Below are 14,601 nucleotides of genomic sequence, written 5' to 3' on the forward strand. Positions count from 1 at the left end.
AATGCCACCGCGTGAGTGGTCCATGGCCAAGGCTCAGTTCGCCGTGATCTTCGGCGAGCGCTTCATCAGAGCCATGGCGGCGTAATGTTCAACCGCCCGCCCACACACGGAAATCCTGACAGTCCCCGCTCTGGTCCTCATAAGTTAAGGTTACCCCCTCACTGTCCTGAGTGAAGTCCTTGATTGTGGTAAATGGCATGAAAGTCACAGCAGGAATGGACAGAATCTTTTCCCGCAAAGTTTTCTCAATGGCGTGATGTGGCGCCCACTCTGGTACCTCTGCGGCAAATGACGGTTGTTCGCGCCATTCATAGGCACCTTCAACATTCAGGATGATGCGGCCATTGGCGCGCGTGACATAAGTCAGATCGCGAACGACATCCGAAGGTATGGGATCGTTTTCGCGCAGTTTATCTGCTATACCCCAACGCCTAAAATGCTCCATAGAACGGGCGTTGGTCAAATTGATGCGCGCCACATTGTATTCCACAGGGCCACGCGGGTCGCACACCAATGTGCGGATGCCCCGCAATCCAAGTTCAATCGCTACAGCCATGCCCACAGGACCGGCCCCGGCCACTACAACCTGAAACTCATTTTCGTCTGAAGTGTTCACGATATACTTCCTCTCAATTCTGGCCTTGCTACACAGATGACCGTCCTGCCAGATTCTGAACAGGCTGCCCCATTGCCTGATCAGCAGAGAACATGATTTTGAGATAGTATTTCAAACTGTTTATATTGATCAATTTCACAATTTTAAGTTGTGACCTATACAGCCGGCTATCATAGCTTCAGCTGACGATGTTTATGGGAGATAAGTGAGCAGTCAGAAGGCTGTGGTTGGGAGCCTTCACCTTCACCGCATATTCGGTCGCAGGATCATACTCTCTTGCTTAAATGCAGCAGTAATCCAGACAAATGGACTACCCTTAAAGCAGCCGCAGGCTATGCGTGGCATACTACCAGAGAAGGTATGGGCGGTTCAGTAAGCTATGGTTTCCGCCGCGTCGAGCCAGTGAGTACATCCCAGTGCGCGGCCATCATCGGCATCAGATAAGGCGGTGACCGTGCGCCAGCCTTCGGCTCTCAGAGCTGCGGCCCGCGATTCATTATGGCCGAGTGGCAGGAAGACGCTCTGCGCTTCCTCCGCTCCGAACCCTGCATCGATCAGCGGATCGGGATAAAGCGAAAAGCCGATGGCGGGTTCGCTGTGCCCGTCTTTGTGCTCGATGGCATAGCCACCGCCGCGGCCCAGCTCACCGACAAAGCCCTCTGCAAAGATCGAGAAGCCAAACCAGCTCTGATATTCAAAACCATGTCGCTCGGTTGGGTCAAGCGTCAGCGTGATGTCCCAGCCGATCGGTTTGGCGATGGCGCGCAGGGCTGCGATCCGTCCTGTGAGCACGCCGCCGGTCGCAGCGTCGATGGCTTCCAGCCGTTCCATCGCCGGGTGAAACGGGCCAGCCGCCTCAATCAGCGGCATGTACGCCGCTGCCTGCGGCCCCAGCGCAACGAGACCACCTGCGTCCTTGGCATCGAGCCGCGCCCGCACCGGCTCGATCAGATCGGGCGAGAGCGGCATTGGCCCTGTGGCCAGAGTATCCACCAGGCCGGGCAGGGTGAAGTCAATCGTAATGCCGGTGACACCTGCCGCCTTGAGCGCGGCGATCGCCACACCGACAATCTCGGTCGCGGCGGCGTCGCTGTCGGTGCCGATTAGCTCTGCGCCGAGCTGCGTCTCTTCGCGCTCTGGGCGGAGCTGATCCGCGCGCAATTTCAGCACTTGCCCGGCATAGGACAGGCGCAGCGGCCGTGCCGCCTTACCCAGCCGCGTGGCGGCGATGCGGCTTACCTGCGCGGTAATATCTGGCCGCAGCGCCAGCATCCGGCCCGATGCCGGGTCGGTCGCGCGCATCAGATCCTGCGCGCTGGCGGACTGGAGCCTTGCCAGCAGGCTGTCTTCAAACTCTGCCATCGGTGGCATCACGCGCGCATAGCCGAAGGAGGCTACGCTATCGAGCACATGCCGCACCAGCCGTGCCGATGCTTCCGCTTGTGGCGGGAGGCGGTCTGACAGGCCTTCGGGCAACAGACCCATATCGGGCGGGGGCAGGGATGCGCTCATGCGCGTCTCTTTAAGCGGCAAACCGGAACACGACAAGGGCTGTCAAAACACTAGGTCCGCCGCGTGTATGGCGACGCCGACCAGCCCGCCGACGAGCGTGCCGTTGATGCGGATATATTGCAGATCACGCCCCACAGCACTTTCCAGTCGCTCGGTTATGGTGCCCGCATCCCAGCCGCGCACCGTCTCGCTCACCAATCGCACGATGCTGTCGCCATAGCTGGCAGTTAGTCCGACGACAGCGCGGCGGGCAAAGCGATTGATCACTATCTTCAGCGCCGGGTCGCTCTCAATACTCGCGCCGATTTGGCGCAGCGCTTCACCGAATTTGCCGGCGGCAACCGCCTCAGGGTCTCTCGCCACGCGCAGCAGTGCAGCGCGACCCTGTTCCCACAGGCCGTCAATCCATTTCTGTAGGGCGGGGTTAGCGATTATTTCGTCACGGATACGCGCCACTTTCGCTTGCATCTCCGGCTCGTGCTGGAGGCGAAGGGCAAGGTTTTGCAGCCCATCTAGCGCGCGTTTGCGCACTGGATGCTCCCGGTCCTCCGCCATCTCGGCGAAAAGTTTCATCAGGCCATCGAGAATGGCGTTGGCGAGCTTTTCGTCCAGCCCGGTGAGACGCATCAAAGCGCCCGCCCGCTGGCTTACCATCTCGCGGATAAGATCCGCTTGGCTCTCCAGCGTGCGCGCGGCCCAGCCGATACCGGCATCTATCACGCCCTCGTGCCGCCCCTTGCGCATGGCGGCGTCAAGCGCCTGCCCGATCAGGGGCGCGAGGTTGAGGGCGCCGAGGCGGTGGACCAGCGCGCCTTTTGCCATGTTGCCGAGGCGTTCCTCATCCATCGCTTCCAATATGTCTGCTACCAGCCGAGAAGCGCCCTGCCTCAGCCGCCCCGCCATGCGCTCGGTCGGGCGGGCGAGGAAGCGCCCAACCACGCCCGCGACATCGAGCCGCCCCATGCGCCGCGCCACCACATGCGGCACCAGGAAATTCTCGCGCAGAAAGGCGGCGAGCGCGTCGCCGATCCTGTCCTTATTGCGTGGTATAATAGCCGTGTGCGGGATCGGCAGGCGCAACGGGTGACGAAACAGTGCAGTGACGGCAAACCAGTCGGCCAACCCCCCTACCATTGCCGCCTCAGCAAAGGCTTGAACAAAGCCTATCGCCGGGTGAACATGCGCATAAGATTTAGCGGCGATAAAGAGAATGGCCATTGCGATGAGCAACCCGCTTGCCGCACGTTGCATCGCCTGACGCGCGGCATCGGGCTGGCCGGTGGACTGCTCTTGCTGCATATTATTCCGCAGGCTGTGTAGCCGCGCTTTCGCCATGCTTGTCCGGGTCGTAGGTTAGTAGCGCCTTTCTGAGCTTCGGTCCGATCTTCGCCTCAAGGCCTATGGCCAGGCTAAAGGCCGAAGGCACGATGAGCAGTGTCAATAGCGTTGAGAGCACAAGTCCGCCGATCACTGTGATGCCCATCGGTTGCCGCCATGCGCTGTCGCCTGAAAGGGAGATCGCAGTGGGTACCATGCCCGCCACCATGGCAACCGTGGTCATGATGATAGGCTGGGCGCGCTTGTGGCCAGCATCCATGATCGCCTCATATTTGGCGACACCCTTTCCTATCTCTTCCAGAGCGAAATCGACGAGCAGGATCGAGTTTTTCGCCACGATGCCAAGCAGCATCAGCAACCCGATCAGCACAGGCATCGATACCGGCGTGTTGGTGAGATGTAGCGCTAGCGCCCCGCCCAGTGGCGCAAGCGCCAGCGAGCTGAGATTGACGAACGGCGGCATGACCCGCTTGTATAGCAGCACCAACACTGCAAAGACGAGCAAAATGCCAGAGATCACGGCGATAACGAAATTGGTGATGAGTTCCTTCTGCCATTTTGCGTTACCGACGTCGAGCTTGCGCACACCATTGGGGAGATTGGTGAGAATGGGCAGCGCGTCGATCTTGGCCGTGGCTTCGCTGCTGACAACACCTGGGGCGAGATCGGCACCGATCACGACGCGGCGCACCTGATTATAGCGGCGTATTTCCGTCGGACCAGCGCCGAAGCTGATGTCCGCTACCAACTTTAAGGGAACTGAACCGCCGCTTTCTGTAGGCACCGGCAGGTTCTGGATGCTGGAAATGTCCTTGCGCGCGTCTTCTTCCATCGAAACGCGAATTGGCACTTGCCTGTCGAGCAGCGAGAATTTGGCGCTGTTCTGATCGATATCGCCTAGTGTCGCAATGCGTACTGCCTGGCTCAACGCGACGGTCGTCACGCCAAGGTCTGCTGCCAGATCCATGCGCGGGCGGATGATGATCTCTGGCCGCTTCATATCGCCGCTGAGCCGTGGGGCGCGAATTTCAGGAATACTGGCCATCTGTTTTACCAGTGTATGCGCGGTGTTCTCCAGCAGTACCGGGTCATCTCCGCCCAGCATGATGGTGATGTCGCGCCCACTGGATGGCGCGCTGCCCTGCTCCTGGGCCTGAAAATAGACGCGTGCATCAGCGACCTGTGCCAAAATCGGGGCGTTCTTGCGCTCCCACTCCACACTGCTCGTCGGCCGGTCTTTGCGCAGTGTGAGGTAAATGTCCGCGGCTGTGGTCTGGATATCGCTGAAGGCTGCGTCGACTACGTCCTTGTCTTTCATCAGAATATCAGTGACCTGTTGTGTCACCTTGCGCGACTGCTCCAGCGTAGTACCGGGCACAAGCTCTATCTTCACATGGCTATAGTCGACATTGAGGGTTGGTTGAAAGGTAAAGGGCAAAGTATAGAACGCCAGCACCGTTGCCAGCAGCGCTCCACCTCCACCGAGAAACACCACTTTATAGCGATGCTCCAGCGACCATTTGAGCATGCGCATGTAATTGTCCATCAGCCAGCCTTCGCCGTGTGTCGCCTCACCGTGCGCCTCCAGGAAATAGGCGGCGATCATCGGTGAGATCATGCGCGCTACCGCGAGGCTGAGCTGCACTGCGACCACCACCGTCATACCGAACTGGATGAAGAACTGACCCGATATACCGGGCATCATCGCAACCGGCAGAAACACGGCCACAATGGACATAGTGGTGGCGAGGACGGCGAGGCCGATCTCGTCCGCCGCATCGATCGATGCCTGATAGGCGGATTTGCCCATACGCATATGGCGCACGATATTCTCGATCTCAACAATTGCGTCGTCCACCAAGACGCCGGCGACAAGGCTGAGCGCGAGCAGCGACAAGGTGTTGAGCGTAAAGCCCATCATGTCCATGAACCAGAAGGCTGGGATGGCGGACAATGGGATAGCCAGAGCTGAAATCAACGTTGCCCGCCAGTCTCGCAGGAAGATGAAGACGATAATCACCGCCAGTATCGCACCCTCAACCATAGAGGTCATGGCGCTGTTATATTGACCCTTGGTATAGTTTACGCTGGTGAACAGCTCCTTGAAGCGGACGCCAGGGTGCTGCTTCGCGATCGCCTCCAGTTCCTTCTTGGCCTCCTCATAAACTGCCACATCAGAAGAGCCCTTCGCCTTTTCCATTGCGATACTGGTTACCTGTCGGCCGTTCATCATGGCGAGCGAGCGCTGCTCGGCGTACATATCCTTTACGTCTGCCAGTTCATCGAGGCGTACTGAGCGTCCGTTGCTGATCTGGATTTGTGATTGGCCGAGAGCGAAGGCGGTGCTTGCGTTGCCGAGCACGCGTACAGACTGTTCTGCACCTGCGATCTCGGCACGGCCCCCTGCGGCATTAACGTTCATCGCGCGCATTTGTTGGTTGATCTGGGCGGCGCTGATCCCATAAGCCTGAAGGCGATCAGGCTTCAGGATAACTCTAATCTCGCGGTCGACTCCGCCGCCGCGGCGCACCGCCGCCATGCCCTCAACGCCCAGCAAGCGCTTGGCTACGGTATTGTCGACAAACCAGGAGAGCTGTTCCAGCGTCATGTCGGTGGCTTCGACGCTCCAATAGGCTATCGGTCCACCGTCGATATCAACCCTCAGGACTTGCGGCTCCAATATACCATCCGGCAAATCGCTTCGTATCTGCGATACCGCATTGCGCACGTCGTTGAGCGCACGATCGACTGGCGTGCCGATCACGAACTGCACCATCGTCGTGCTGCTGCCTTCGCGGGCATAAGAGATAATCTCGTCGACGCCGTTTATGCCGCGCACTGCTGCCTCGACACGCTGCGTCACCTGCGTTTCAAGTTCTGAAGGCGCGGCGCTGGGTTGCGCGACTTCGACTCGAACCATTGGAAAGCTGATGTCTGGATTGTTGTTGATGTCCATGCGCATGAAGGACACTACACCCGCGAGCATCAGCCCGGCGAACAGCACCAAAGGCAGCACCGGGTTGCGAATGCACCAGCTAGATATGTTGCGAAAGCTCATTGTGCAGGCCTGGCTCGTGTCGCGCCAGTGGCATCGGCCTTCGGTTCAACTTTCTGTCCGGGGCTGAGGAACCCACCCGCCAGCGCGATCACGCGTTCAGCGCCGCTCAAGCCGCTAAGGATGGAAACACCGTTGGCGGAAACCTGCCCGATCTTGACATCACGCCGTTCGACTATGTTCTGCGCGTTGACGATGTAGACATAGCTAGCCTTGTCGTCATTCTGGATCGCAGATTCGGGCAGAACGGGAGCTTGTGCAGTGCCGCTAACTATGCGCGCCGAAGCAAAACCACCCGGCCGCACATCTTTATGGTAGGGAATGGCAATTCTTGCCATGCCGAGGCGTGTCTGCGGGTCAATCACTGGCGCAATCTGCCAGACACGGCCTGTATAAGCCTGCTTGCCTCCTACGGGCGTTACGTCGGCCTGATCTCCCTCGGAGAGCGACGCAAGATCGGACTCGCTCAGCCGTGCCATCAGCTCCATCTCGCCACCCTTGGCCAGCCGGAAGAGAACTCCGCTGCCCGCGCCGACAACCTGCCCCGGTTCCACGGCGCGGGTCAACACCAGCCCGGCAGCGGGTGCGCGAATATCAAGCCGACCAATGCGGGCCTGCTGTTCGTTATATTGCGCTTCAGCGACGCGCACTCGCGCTAGCGCGGCATCACGCGCTGCGGTCCTTCGATCCAGATCAGCCTTGCTGACGAATCCATTGGATACAAGCGCGCTAGCCCGATCAAGGTCATTTTGTGCCAGCCGTGCATCCGCGCGGGCGACCTGGATAGCCGCGGCGAGCGATGCGCCTTGTTGTGCCTGCACGGACCGCTCTACACGGGCCAGTACCTGACCCGCACGAACCCAGTCTCCCGGTTCTACCAGTACAGCGGAGACTGCGCCACCCTCGCCGACAACGCCGACTGGCATTTCGCGCCGCGCAGCCAATGTTCCTGTGGCGGTTACGGTCGTGGAAACGGCGCTTCTGCCTGGCTTAACCACTGTAACGCGGGGCAGTACGCCGTCACCGCCAATGCTCGAACTTTCGCCCGATGATCCGCTGTGCGTCCATACTGCCAGCCCAATGAGTGCAAGCACGACCAGTCCGGCGATAAGAATGAGTTTTCTACGGCGCGCAAGCTGTTGTTCACCCGCCTGGAGGCTATCGCCCGCGAACCCCGTCTCGAAATTCATTGTCTGCCTTCCCGAACCAGAGCGCAGAGCGCATCTGCTCATGCGTCACCAGTCACTTATGATACCGCTGCCCCAATATGCACCAGACACCGCACGGCATTTTGGCGACAGTCCTGCGCAAGATGGTGGCGGAAAGATCGTAAATCAAGCCTGAACAAGGCCTTTATGATGCAATGCAAAAAAGAGTCATATGCGCATTTAGCGCATATGACTCTTGATAAATTTCAGATAAAGCCGCTGGGCGGGATCACCGGCCATACTGCGTTAGCGCACAGTTCCCCTACGCAGAAGATTTACGAGCGCCAGCAATATTACCGCACCTAGCAACGATACCAGAAAGCTGGGCAGGGAAATAACGGTGTTTATGGTGCCAGCGCCGAAGATAAGCCCGCCGATGAATGCGCCGACAATGCCGACCACAATGTTGAGCAGGATGCCCTGCTGGGCGTCAGTACGCATCAGAAGGCTAGCTAGCCATCCAACGACACCGCCCACGATAAGCCAGATAATCAGTCCCATAATCGCTCCTCTCAGCCACGCCTAACGGCCGTTTTAACCTCGCAAATACAGAACGATCTGGGGCATCGTTGGTTCCATGCAGGGCTGGAGCTGGCGCATATTGGGCGCGGCAAGACCCAAAAAAACCGCCTGCCTATGAGGGCAGACGGCCAGTCGTCGCACAATGAATTGGGATTTGATGTGGCCGGCCCGCGGACGAGCCGCAGGCACCGGCGCACAATCAGTAGCGCTGGTGGCGCTCGTAAAGGGATTTATAGTGTTGGATGCGTGTGACGCGCAGGCCGGGCATACCGGCGCGGTCGACCGCGCGTTGCCAACCGGCGAATTCCTCCAGCGTGAGGGAATAGCGTTCGCAGGCCTCATCGACGCTGAGTAGGCCGCCATTGACGGCCGCCACGACCTCGGCCTTGCGGCGCACGACCCAGCGGGTGGTTCCGGGGGCAGGCAATGAAGCCAGCGTCAACGGTTCGCCGAGGGGGCCGACTACCTGTGCTGGGCGTATTTTCTGGTTCTCTATCATTCCAACCTCAATTAACGGCACGGGGCCTTGTATGTGCTCTCGATAGCGCCATTATGCGGATCAGCCTTCAACAACGGCTAAAGCGCGATAGTAAACGCGATCTTCACCTTCTTTTCCCCACCATCAATTGATGCGCGACAGCCGGATTAAAGCTGCCACCCAGAGCAACGGTCTCGATCAACCCGTTGCCTTCAGGCATGATGGCACATGCCAGAATATGGACTGTGTCGGGCATATCGTCCTGCCCCCGCAGGAAACCCTCGGCGATGGCACGACCGCATAATGCGCGCCGGGCCAAGGCCGCCGCCCTTATATCCGCCAGCGACACAGCCTCGAAAGACGAGCGCGCCGCACCAGCGGGACTCAGGGCAAAACTCAAATCCATTGGTGGATACTAGCGAAGAATGGATAAGAGCCGGTAAACCGGGTGGTGAGAAGCTGTTAGGTTTCCCTAATGATCTGGTGAGAGGAAGCCGATTTATCGGGTGCATAAACGCCGAGTGGCTCCTATACGCGCGGGCTATGAGCTTATCTGCGCATCATGAGGCTGATTTCCAGCTTGAAGGCCCACTCAGTGGCCGGAAAATCGTCGTTGCCATGTCTGGTGGTGTCGATTCCAGCGTGGTCGCCGCTTTGGCCGCGCGTACTGGTGCCGAGGTCATTGGGGTCACGCTCCAGCTTTATGATCATGGCGCGGCGGTGAAGCGCGCGGGCAGCTGTTGCGCCGGGCAGGACATTCGCGATGCCCGCGCTGTTGCGGAGCGAATCGGCATCGCACATTATGTGTTCGATTATGAGTCGCGCTTTCGCGAGTCGGTGATTGCCGACTTTGCCAACGAATATATGGCGGGGCGTACCCCCATACCCTGCGTGAAGTGCAATATGGGGGTGAAGTTCACCGATCTGTTTGCGCTGGCGCGGGATCTGGGGGCGGATTGCCTCGCGACGGGCCATTATGTGCGCCGCGTGGTGGGCGCAGACGGGCGCGCGCAGTTACATCGCGCAGCCGACCCGGCGCGGGACCAGAGCTATTTCCTGTTCGCAACTACGCAGGATCAGCTTGATTACCTACGCTTTCCGTTGGGTGGGCTGCCCAAGGGCCATGTGCGCGAAATAGCGGCGCAGATCGGCCTGCCGGTGGCGATGAAGCCGGACAGCCAGGACATCTGCTTCGTGCCGGATGGCGACTATGCCAGTGTGGTCCGCAAGGTGCGGCCAGACGCCGACGCGGGCGGCGATATCGTCGATGTGGAGGGCCGTGTGCTGGGCCAGCACAAGGGGCTGATCCATTACACCGTCGGCCAGCGCAAGGGGCTGGAGCTGGGCGGTTTGCCAGAGCCGCTCTATGTCGTGAAGCTCGATGCGGCCAGCCGCCGCGTGATCGTTGGGCCGAAGCGCGCATTGGCGGTGGGGGCGGCGCTGCTCGCGGATATCAACTGGCTGGGCGGGGACTTTGCCGGCGCGTGCATGGCCAAGGTGCGCTCGCTCGCAAAGCCGGTATCGGCAAAGCTGGAGGGCGACCGCCTATTATTCGAAAACCCGGAATATGGCGTCGCGCCAGGGCAGGCGGCGGTCCTGTATGACGGAGACCGGGTGCTTGGCGGCGGTTGGATCGCGGAAACCGTTAGCGCTATCCCTGATCCATCACACATCCATAGCCCGGCCTGAACACGGCCCGCGCGCTCCCCAACAGCGGCACCGAGGCTCGCACCGCCTTTTGCTCACGCTCCTCGGATATCGATGCCATCCAGGCATCATCGCGAACATCGCGCGAGCAGCTTTTGGCGTCACGCCCGCCGATATAGCGGCACGAGCAGGTGATGCGCGCCGCGTAGGCAGCACCGGCGGCGCCCGCTCGCTGCCACTCACCCCATTTCCATGCAGCATATAGGGCGGACGCCACCAGCAACACGATCAAAATCCATCGCGCCCAATCCACTTTGCCGCCGGTGCGAACCATGACTGCCCTTTTCCAAATCTTGTGGTAAACGCCCACGGATGAACGGCCTCATGAACAGCAAAAAGTGGATCGCGGCAAGTGTGCTGCTTCTATTTGTGGCACTGGCGGCAGGCGCGTTGTGGCAAAGGTATTCCGGAACGCAGAATGCACCGCTACCACCGTCAGACATTGCGCGCTACCGCACGCTGGTGGGCAGCGGCGGCATCAGCGCGCAGCAGATTGCAGACGCGGCAGAGGGGCTATTCGACGAAGACTCATCGGGCGCAACTCAGGCGTTTATCATGATGCGCGACGGCAAGATCGTCGCCGAACGCTATGGTGAGGGGATCGGCCCGCAGACGAAGCTGCTCTCTCGCTCCATCGCCAAGACGGTGACAGCGACATTGATCGGCCTGATGGTTTCGGATGGGCGGCTGGCGCTGGACAGCCCAGCGCCTGTCCCTGCCTGGAACCAGCCGGGCGATCCGCGCGGCGCAATCACGCTACGCAATCTGTTGCAGATGGCCTCCGGGCTGGAGCACAGCGAGGATGGGCCGCCGCGCTATAATGCGGATACGGTGCGCATGATCTTCACCGATGGCGCGTCCGATATGGCCGCCTATGCCGAGGCTAAGCCGGTCGCGCATCCACCTGGCACCCATTTTACCTACTCCACCGCCGACTCGATGATCCTATCTGACATGATGACACGCATGCTCACCGCCAGAGAGGGCGCGGAGCAAAGGCGCACTGCGATGATGGAGTTCGTCAGGGGCAGGCTGATGACGCCGGTTGGCCTCAGCAGCCTCACGCCTGAGTTCGACCCGCACGGTACGATGATAGGCGGAGCGATGATGCATATGACCGCGCGCGATTATGCCCGGTTTGGAGAATTTCTGCGCAACAAGGGGCGGGTGAATGGACATCAGGTGCTCTCGGCGCGCTGGGTTGAGTTCATGACCACACCCTCGGCCCTCAATGCAGCTTATGGTGGCCATATCTGGCTCAATCGGGAGGGGGAGGGTAATCCGTTGTTCCCAGGCAGAGGCTCTCGCCGCATCTTCGCTGCGGTGGGGCATCATGGGCAGTATTTGCTCATTGATCCCACACGGAGGCTGGTGATCCTGCGCATGGGCATATCGAACGATGAGCAATATCTCGGTATCCGTCGAGCGCTGGTGAGGCTGGTTGAGATGTTCCCGCAGGGCTAGCGTCAAGCAGAAGCTTATGCGGGCTTGGCCGCACCTTCCTCTTGCGCCAGCAGCGTTTCCGCTTCAGTAGCGCGCAGCGGATCTCCCCCGCCCTCAACATGGCCTTCAGGGTCTGGATGGATCAAAATGTCGACGCCGGGGAAGTCCTTCATCAGCGCAGCCTCTATCTCGTCCATTACGTCATGCGCCTGCCTCACGGACATATTCGGATCGACCGAGGCATGAAATTGTACGAATCGATGAGCGCCTGAAGTGCGGGTGCGCATGTCGTGAATGCCTTTAAGCTCAGGATGGCGCGCAGCGACCTCCAGAAAATGCTGGCGTTCCTCAACCGACCATTCCTTATCCATCAAGTGATCCACTGCATCAGAGGCGGCGTGAAGCGCGTTCCATGCCAGCCAGGCGGCGATGCCGATACCAAATAATGGATCGACGCCGGAAACGCCAAGATACTGGTCCAGCACCAGCGCGACGATAACGGATGCATTGAGGTAGAAGTCGGATTGATAGTGCAGATTGTCTGTGCCGATGGCGAGGCTGCCGGTCCGGGCGATCACGTGCTTCTGATAAAGCACCAGTGTGAGGCTGAGCACGATGGCGATCAGAGAAACGCCGATGCCTTCGCCCGCGCCGGTTGTTTGATGCACTCCTGACAACAGCCTGTGCGTCGATTCCCACGCCAGCCCCAACGCCGCTATCGTTATGAGCGTCACCTGAAACAGGCTGGCGAGCGCCTCCGCCTTGCCATGCCCGAAGCGGTGCTGCTCATCGGCGGGCTGGGCTGCCCAGTGAACGCCTAACAAGGTCACGATGCTGGCAACAAGATCGAGGCTGGTATCCGCCAGCGAGCCAAGTACGGCGACCGAATCCGTGCGCCATAGCGCCCATGCCTTTAGTCCGAGAAGGACAGTCGCCACTGCCACGCTTGCCAGCGCTGCGCTGCGGGTGAGCATGCCGCGTTGCGCGAAGCTGGTAGGGGCCGTCTGCTCACTCATGGATAGAGCATACCTTTGGCCCAGCCGCCTTTGCCGTCCGCGCTATAGAGCCAGCGTTCATGGAGCCGGTGCTCCCTGTCCTGCCAGAACTCGATTCGGCGCGGGATTAGACGAAAGCCAGACCAATGCGGCGGGCGCGACACCTCCTGCCCCTCGAACCGCGCGTTCATGTCAGCATAGCGAGCCATGAAGACCTCTCGGCTTTCTAGCGGCCGGGATTGGTCGGATGCCCAGGCGCCGAGCTGGCTGTCGCGGCTGCGGGTGGCGAAATAGGCGTCGGCGGTGGTGTCATCCACCCGCGCGACTGCGCCCTCTATGCGGATCTGGCGACGGAGTGATTTCCAGTGAAACAGCAGTGCGCCGTTGGGGTTGACCAGCAGGTCGCCTGCCTTCCGTCCCTCGAAGTTGGTGTAGAAGACAAACCCGTCCGGCCCGTGCCCTTTCAGCAGCACCATACGCACCGAAGGCCGTCCATCCGCATCCACCGTGGCCAGTGCCATCGCGTTGCTGTCATTGAGCTCGCTCTCGCGGGCCAGCGCATACCACTCGTTGAATTGGGAAAATGGTTCGTCGATCATAGCCCGATCCTAGCCCCCGACTCACGCGCTGTCGAGCAAGAGAGATATTTTCGAAGCAGCTTTGTCTTGAAGCATGGCCCGCTGTGCGCCACATGGTGCAGAGCAGAGTGATTATGAACGAGTATGTGGGACGGAATGGCTGATCCTTACACAATATTGGGTGTTGCACGTGGCGCGAGCGAGGCGGAGATCAAATCCGCCTATCGCAAGCTCGCGAAAGAGCTGCACCCCGACAAGAACAAGGACAATCCGAAGGCCGCAGACCGCTTCACCCAGGCGACGAATGCCTATGACCTGCTGTCCGACAAGGACAAGCGCGCCCGCTTCGACCGCGGTGAAATAGATGGCGACGGCAATCCCACCACACCATTTGGATACAGCGGTGGCGGCTTTGGTGGGCGGGGCGGCAACAGCAACGCCTATGCCGCTTATGGCTCCGGCGGGCAGGGGGGCGCGGAAGGTTTCGACTTTGGCGGCGCGGGCGGGCCTGATCTGGGTGATCTTTTCGAGGGGCTGTTTGGCGGTGGCAAGCGCGGCGCATCTGGCTTCGGCGGCGATTTTGCCGGGCGGGGGCGTGGTGGTGCGGGCCGTACATCCAAGGGCGCCAACATCAACTATCGCTTAGCGGTCGATTTCACTGACGCCGCTACCCGCGCCACCCAGCGCATCACGCTTCAGGATGGCAAGACGATAGATGTGAAACTGCCGCTAGGGCTGGAGCATGGCACGCAGATGCGGCTCGCCGGCAAGGGTGAGCCGGGGCCGGGGGGAGCGGGCGACGCTATCATCACGATCGAGATTCGCTCCCACCCCTTTTTCCGACAGGATGGGCATGATGTGCGGCTTGACCTGCCGATCACGCTCGATGAAGCGATGAACGGCGGCAAGGTGAAGGTCCCTACCGTCGATGGGCCGGTGATGCTGGCGGTGCCGCCGGGCAGCACATCTGGCAAGACTCTGCGCCTAAAGGGCAAGGGCTTTACCATGAAAGATGGCAACCGCGGCGACCAATTCGTTACGCTGTTGATAGATCTGCCCGTCAATGACCCTGAGCTGAGGGATTTCCTCTCGCGCTGGAGCGACACGCGCCCCATCCGCGCCGGATTAGCCGGATAGGCTCCGCAAACC

At 60.2% G+C, this 14,601-nt stretch carries 14 protein-coding genes; 3 read left to right on the top strand and 11 right to left on the bottom strand.

The window, feature by feature from the left end; genetic code table 11:
* Window positions 1–88 precede the first annotated feature (88 nt).
* The 8 genes from EQG66_RS08335 to EQG66_RS08370 all read right to left on the bottom strand — a co-directional run bounded on the left by EQG66_RS08335 (window position 89) and on the right by EQG66_RS08370 (window position 9,135).
* Window positions 89–616 (bottom strand): FAD-dependent monooxygenase, encoded by a 528-nt coding sequence (locus EQG66_RS08335; RefSeq protein ID WP_129404143.1) that lies wholly within the window; start codon window positions 614–616, stop codon window positions 89–91.
* A gap of 369 nt (window positions 617–985) precedes the next feature.
* On the bottom strand, window positions 986–2,128 hold the full coding sequence (locus EQG66_RS08340; protein WP_129404144.1) for an ATP phosphoribosyltransferase regulatory subunit: 1,143 nt from the start codon (window positions 2,126–2,128) through the stop codon (window positions 986–988).
* A 42-nt stretch (window positions 2,129–2,170) separates the two neighbouring features.
* Complete coding sequence (locus EQG66_RS08345) at window positions 2,171–3,427, bottom strand: DUF445 domain-containing protein (protein ID WP_245987958.1); 1,257 nt, start codon at window positions 3,425–3,427, stop codon at window positions 2,171–2,173.
* A 1-nt stretch (window position 3,428) separates the two neighbouring features.
* Entirely contained in the window at window positions 3,429–6,524 is a 3,096-nt protein-coding gene (locus EQG66_RS08350; protein WP_129404145.1) for an efflux RND transporter permease subunit, read from the bottom strand.
* On the bottom strand, window positions 6,521–7,711 hold the full coding sequence (locus tag EQG66_RS08355) for an efflux RND transporter periplasmic adaptor subunit (RefSeq protein ID WP_129404146.1): 1,191 nt from the start codon (window positions 7,709–7,711) through the stop codon (window positions 6,521–6,523). The genes EQG66_RS08350 and EQG66_RS08355 overlap by 4 nt, the downstream gene beginning before the upstream one ends.
* A gap of 264 nt (window positions 7,712–7,975) precedes the next feature.
* Window positions 7,976–8,230, bottom strand: a complete 255-nt coding sequence (locus EQG66_RS08360; RefSeq protein ID WP_129404147.1) for a GlsB/YeaQ/YmgE family stress response membrane protein — start codon at window positions 8,228–8,230, stop codon at window positions 7,976–7,978.
* A 220-nt stretch (window positions 8,231–8,450) separates the two neighbouring features.
* A complete protein-coding gene (sciP, locus tag EQG66_RS08365) occupies window positions 8,451–8,750 on the bottom strand; it encodes a CtrA inhibitor SciP (RefSeq protein ID WP_129404148.1) in 300 nt (99 codons plus the stop codon).
* A 103-nt stretch (window positions 8,751–8,853) separates the two neighbouring features.
* The gene (locus EQG66_RS08370; protein WP_129404149.1) at window positions 8,854–9,135 is read right to left on the bottom strand and encodes a hypothetical protein; all 282 of its coding nucleotides are present in this window, start codon (window positions 9,133–9,135) and stop codon (window positions 8,854–8,856) included.
* A gap of 137 nt (window positions 9,136–9,272) precedes the next feature.
* Here EQG66_RS08370 and mnmA point away from each other — a divergent pair, with 137 nt between their 5' ends.
* Complete coding sequence (mnmA, locus tag EQG66_RS08375) at window positions 9,273–10,418, top strand: tRNA 2-thiouridine(34) synthase MnmA (protein ID WP_129404150.1); 1,146 nt, start codon at window positions 9,273–9,275, stop codon at window positions 10,416–10,418.
* On the opposite strand, the gene EQG66_RS08380 is transcribed toward mnmA, so the two are convergent.
* The gene (locus EQG66_RS08380) at window positions 10,381–10,710 is read right to left on the bottom strand and encodes a hypothetical protein (RefSeq protein ID WP_129404151.1); all 330 of its coding nucleotides are present in this window, start codon (window positions 10,708–10,710) and stop codon (window positions 10,381–10,383) included. The genes mnmA and EQG66_RS08380 overlap by 38 nt on opposite strands.
* A gap of 50 nt (window positions 10,711–10,760) precedes the next feature.
* Between EQG66_RS08380 and EQG66_RS08385 the strand changes: the two genes are divergently transcribed.
* Window positions 10,761–11,900: a serine hydrolase domain-containing protein gene (locus tag EQG66_RS08385; protein ID WP_129404152.1), complete on the top strand. Its 1,140-nt coding sequence runs from the start codon at window positions 10,761–10,763 to the stop codon at window positions 11,898–11,900.
* 14 nt (window positions 11,901–11,914) lie between these two features.
* Here EQG66_RS08385 and EQG66_RS08390 read toward each other — a convergent pair whose 3' ends face one another.
* Both EQG66_RS08390 and pdxH read right to left on the bottom strand, forming a co-directional pair.
* Window positions 11,915–12,895 (bottom strand): cation diffusion facilitator family transporter, encoded by a 981-nt coding sequence (locus EQG66_RS08390; RefSeq protein ID WP_245987960.1) that lies wholly within the window; start codon window positions 12,893–12,895, stop codon window positions 11,915–11,917.
* Window positions 12,892–13,473 (bottom strand): pyridoxamine 5'-phosphate oxidase, encoded by a 582-nt coding sequence (pdxH, locus tag EQG66_RS08395; protein ID WP_425470232.1) that lies wholly within the window; start codon window positions 13,471–13,473, stop codon window positions 12,892–12,894. The genes EQG66_RS08390 and pdxH overlap by 4 nt, the downstream gene beginning before the upstream one ends.
* A 135-nt stretch (window positions 13,474–13,608) precedes the next feature.
* Between pdxH and EQG66_RS08400 the strand changes: the two genes are divergently transcribed.
* On the top strand, window positions 13,609–14,589 hold the full coding sequence (locus tag EQG66_RS08400) for a DnaJ C-terminal domain-containing protein (protein ID WP_129404153.1): 981 nt from the start codon (window positions 13,609–13,611) through the stop codon (window positions 14,587–14,589).
* The last annotated feature ends 12 nt before the right edge of the window (window positions 14,590–14,601 follow it).

The sequence above is a fragment of the Sphingobium fluviale genome (genome assembly GCF_004122115.1).
GTDB lineage: Bacteria > Pseudomonadota > Alphaproteobacteria > Sphingomonadales > Sphingomonadaceae > Sphingobium > Sphingobium fluviale.

Coding starts and splice junctions, on each gene's coding strand:
- EQG66_RS08370 (WP_129404149.1), bottom strand. CDS start 9,135: ATGGATTTGAGTTTTGCCCTGAGTCCCGCTGGTGCGGCGCGCTCGTCT.
- EQG66_RS08345 (WP_245987958.1), bottom strand. CDS start 3,427: ATGCAGCAAGAGCAGTCCACCGGCCAGCCCGATGCCGCGCGTCAGGCG.
- EQG66_RS08385 (WP_129404152.1), top strand. CDS start 10,761: ATGAACAGCAAAAAGTGGATCGCGGCAAGTGTGCTGCTTCTATTTGTG.
- EQG66_RS08355 (WP_129404146.1), bottom strand. CDS start 7,711: ATGAATTTCGAGACGGGGTTCGCGGGCGATAGCCTCCAGGCGGGTGAA.
- EQG66_RS08380 (WP_129404151.1), bottom strand. CDS start 10,710: ATGGTTCGCACCGGCGGCAAAGTGGATTGGGCGCGATGGATTTTGATC.
- EQG66_RS08400 (WP_129404153.1), top strand. CDS start 13,609: ATGGCTGATCCTTACACAATATTGGGTGTTGCACGTGGCGCGAGCGAG.
- sciP (WP_129404148.1), bottom strand. CDS start 8,750: ATGATAGAGAACCAGAAAATACGCCCAGCACAGGTAGTCGGCCCCCTC.
- mnmA (WP_129404150.1), top strand. CDS start 9,273: ATGAGCTTATCTGCGCATCATGAGGCTGATTTCCAGCTTGAAGGCCCA.
- EQG66_RS08360 (WP_129404147.1), bottom strand. CDS start 8,230: ATGGGACTGATTATCTGGCTTATCGTGGGCGGTGTCGTTGGATGGCTA.
- EQG66_RS08340 (WP_129404144.1), bottom strand. CDS start 2,128: ATGAGCGCATCCCTGCCCCCGCCCGATATGGGTCTGTTGCCCGAAGGC.
- EQG66_RS08350 (WP_129404145.1), bottom strand. CDS start 6,524: ATGAGCTTTCGCAACATATCTAGCTGGTGCATTCGCAACCCGGTGCTG.
- pdxH (WP_425470232.1), bottom strand. CDS start 13,473: ATGATCGACGAACCATTTTCCCAATTCAACGAGTGGTATGCGCTGGCC.
- EQG66_RS08390 (WP_245987960.1), bottom strand. CDS start 12,895: ATGAGTGAGCAGACGGCCCCTACCAGCTTCGCGCAACGCGGCATGCTC.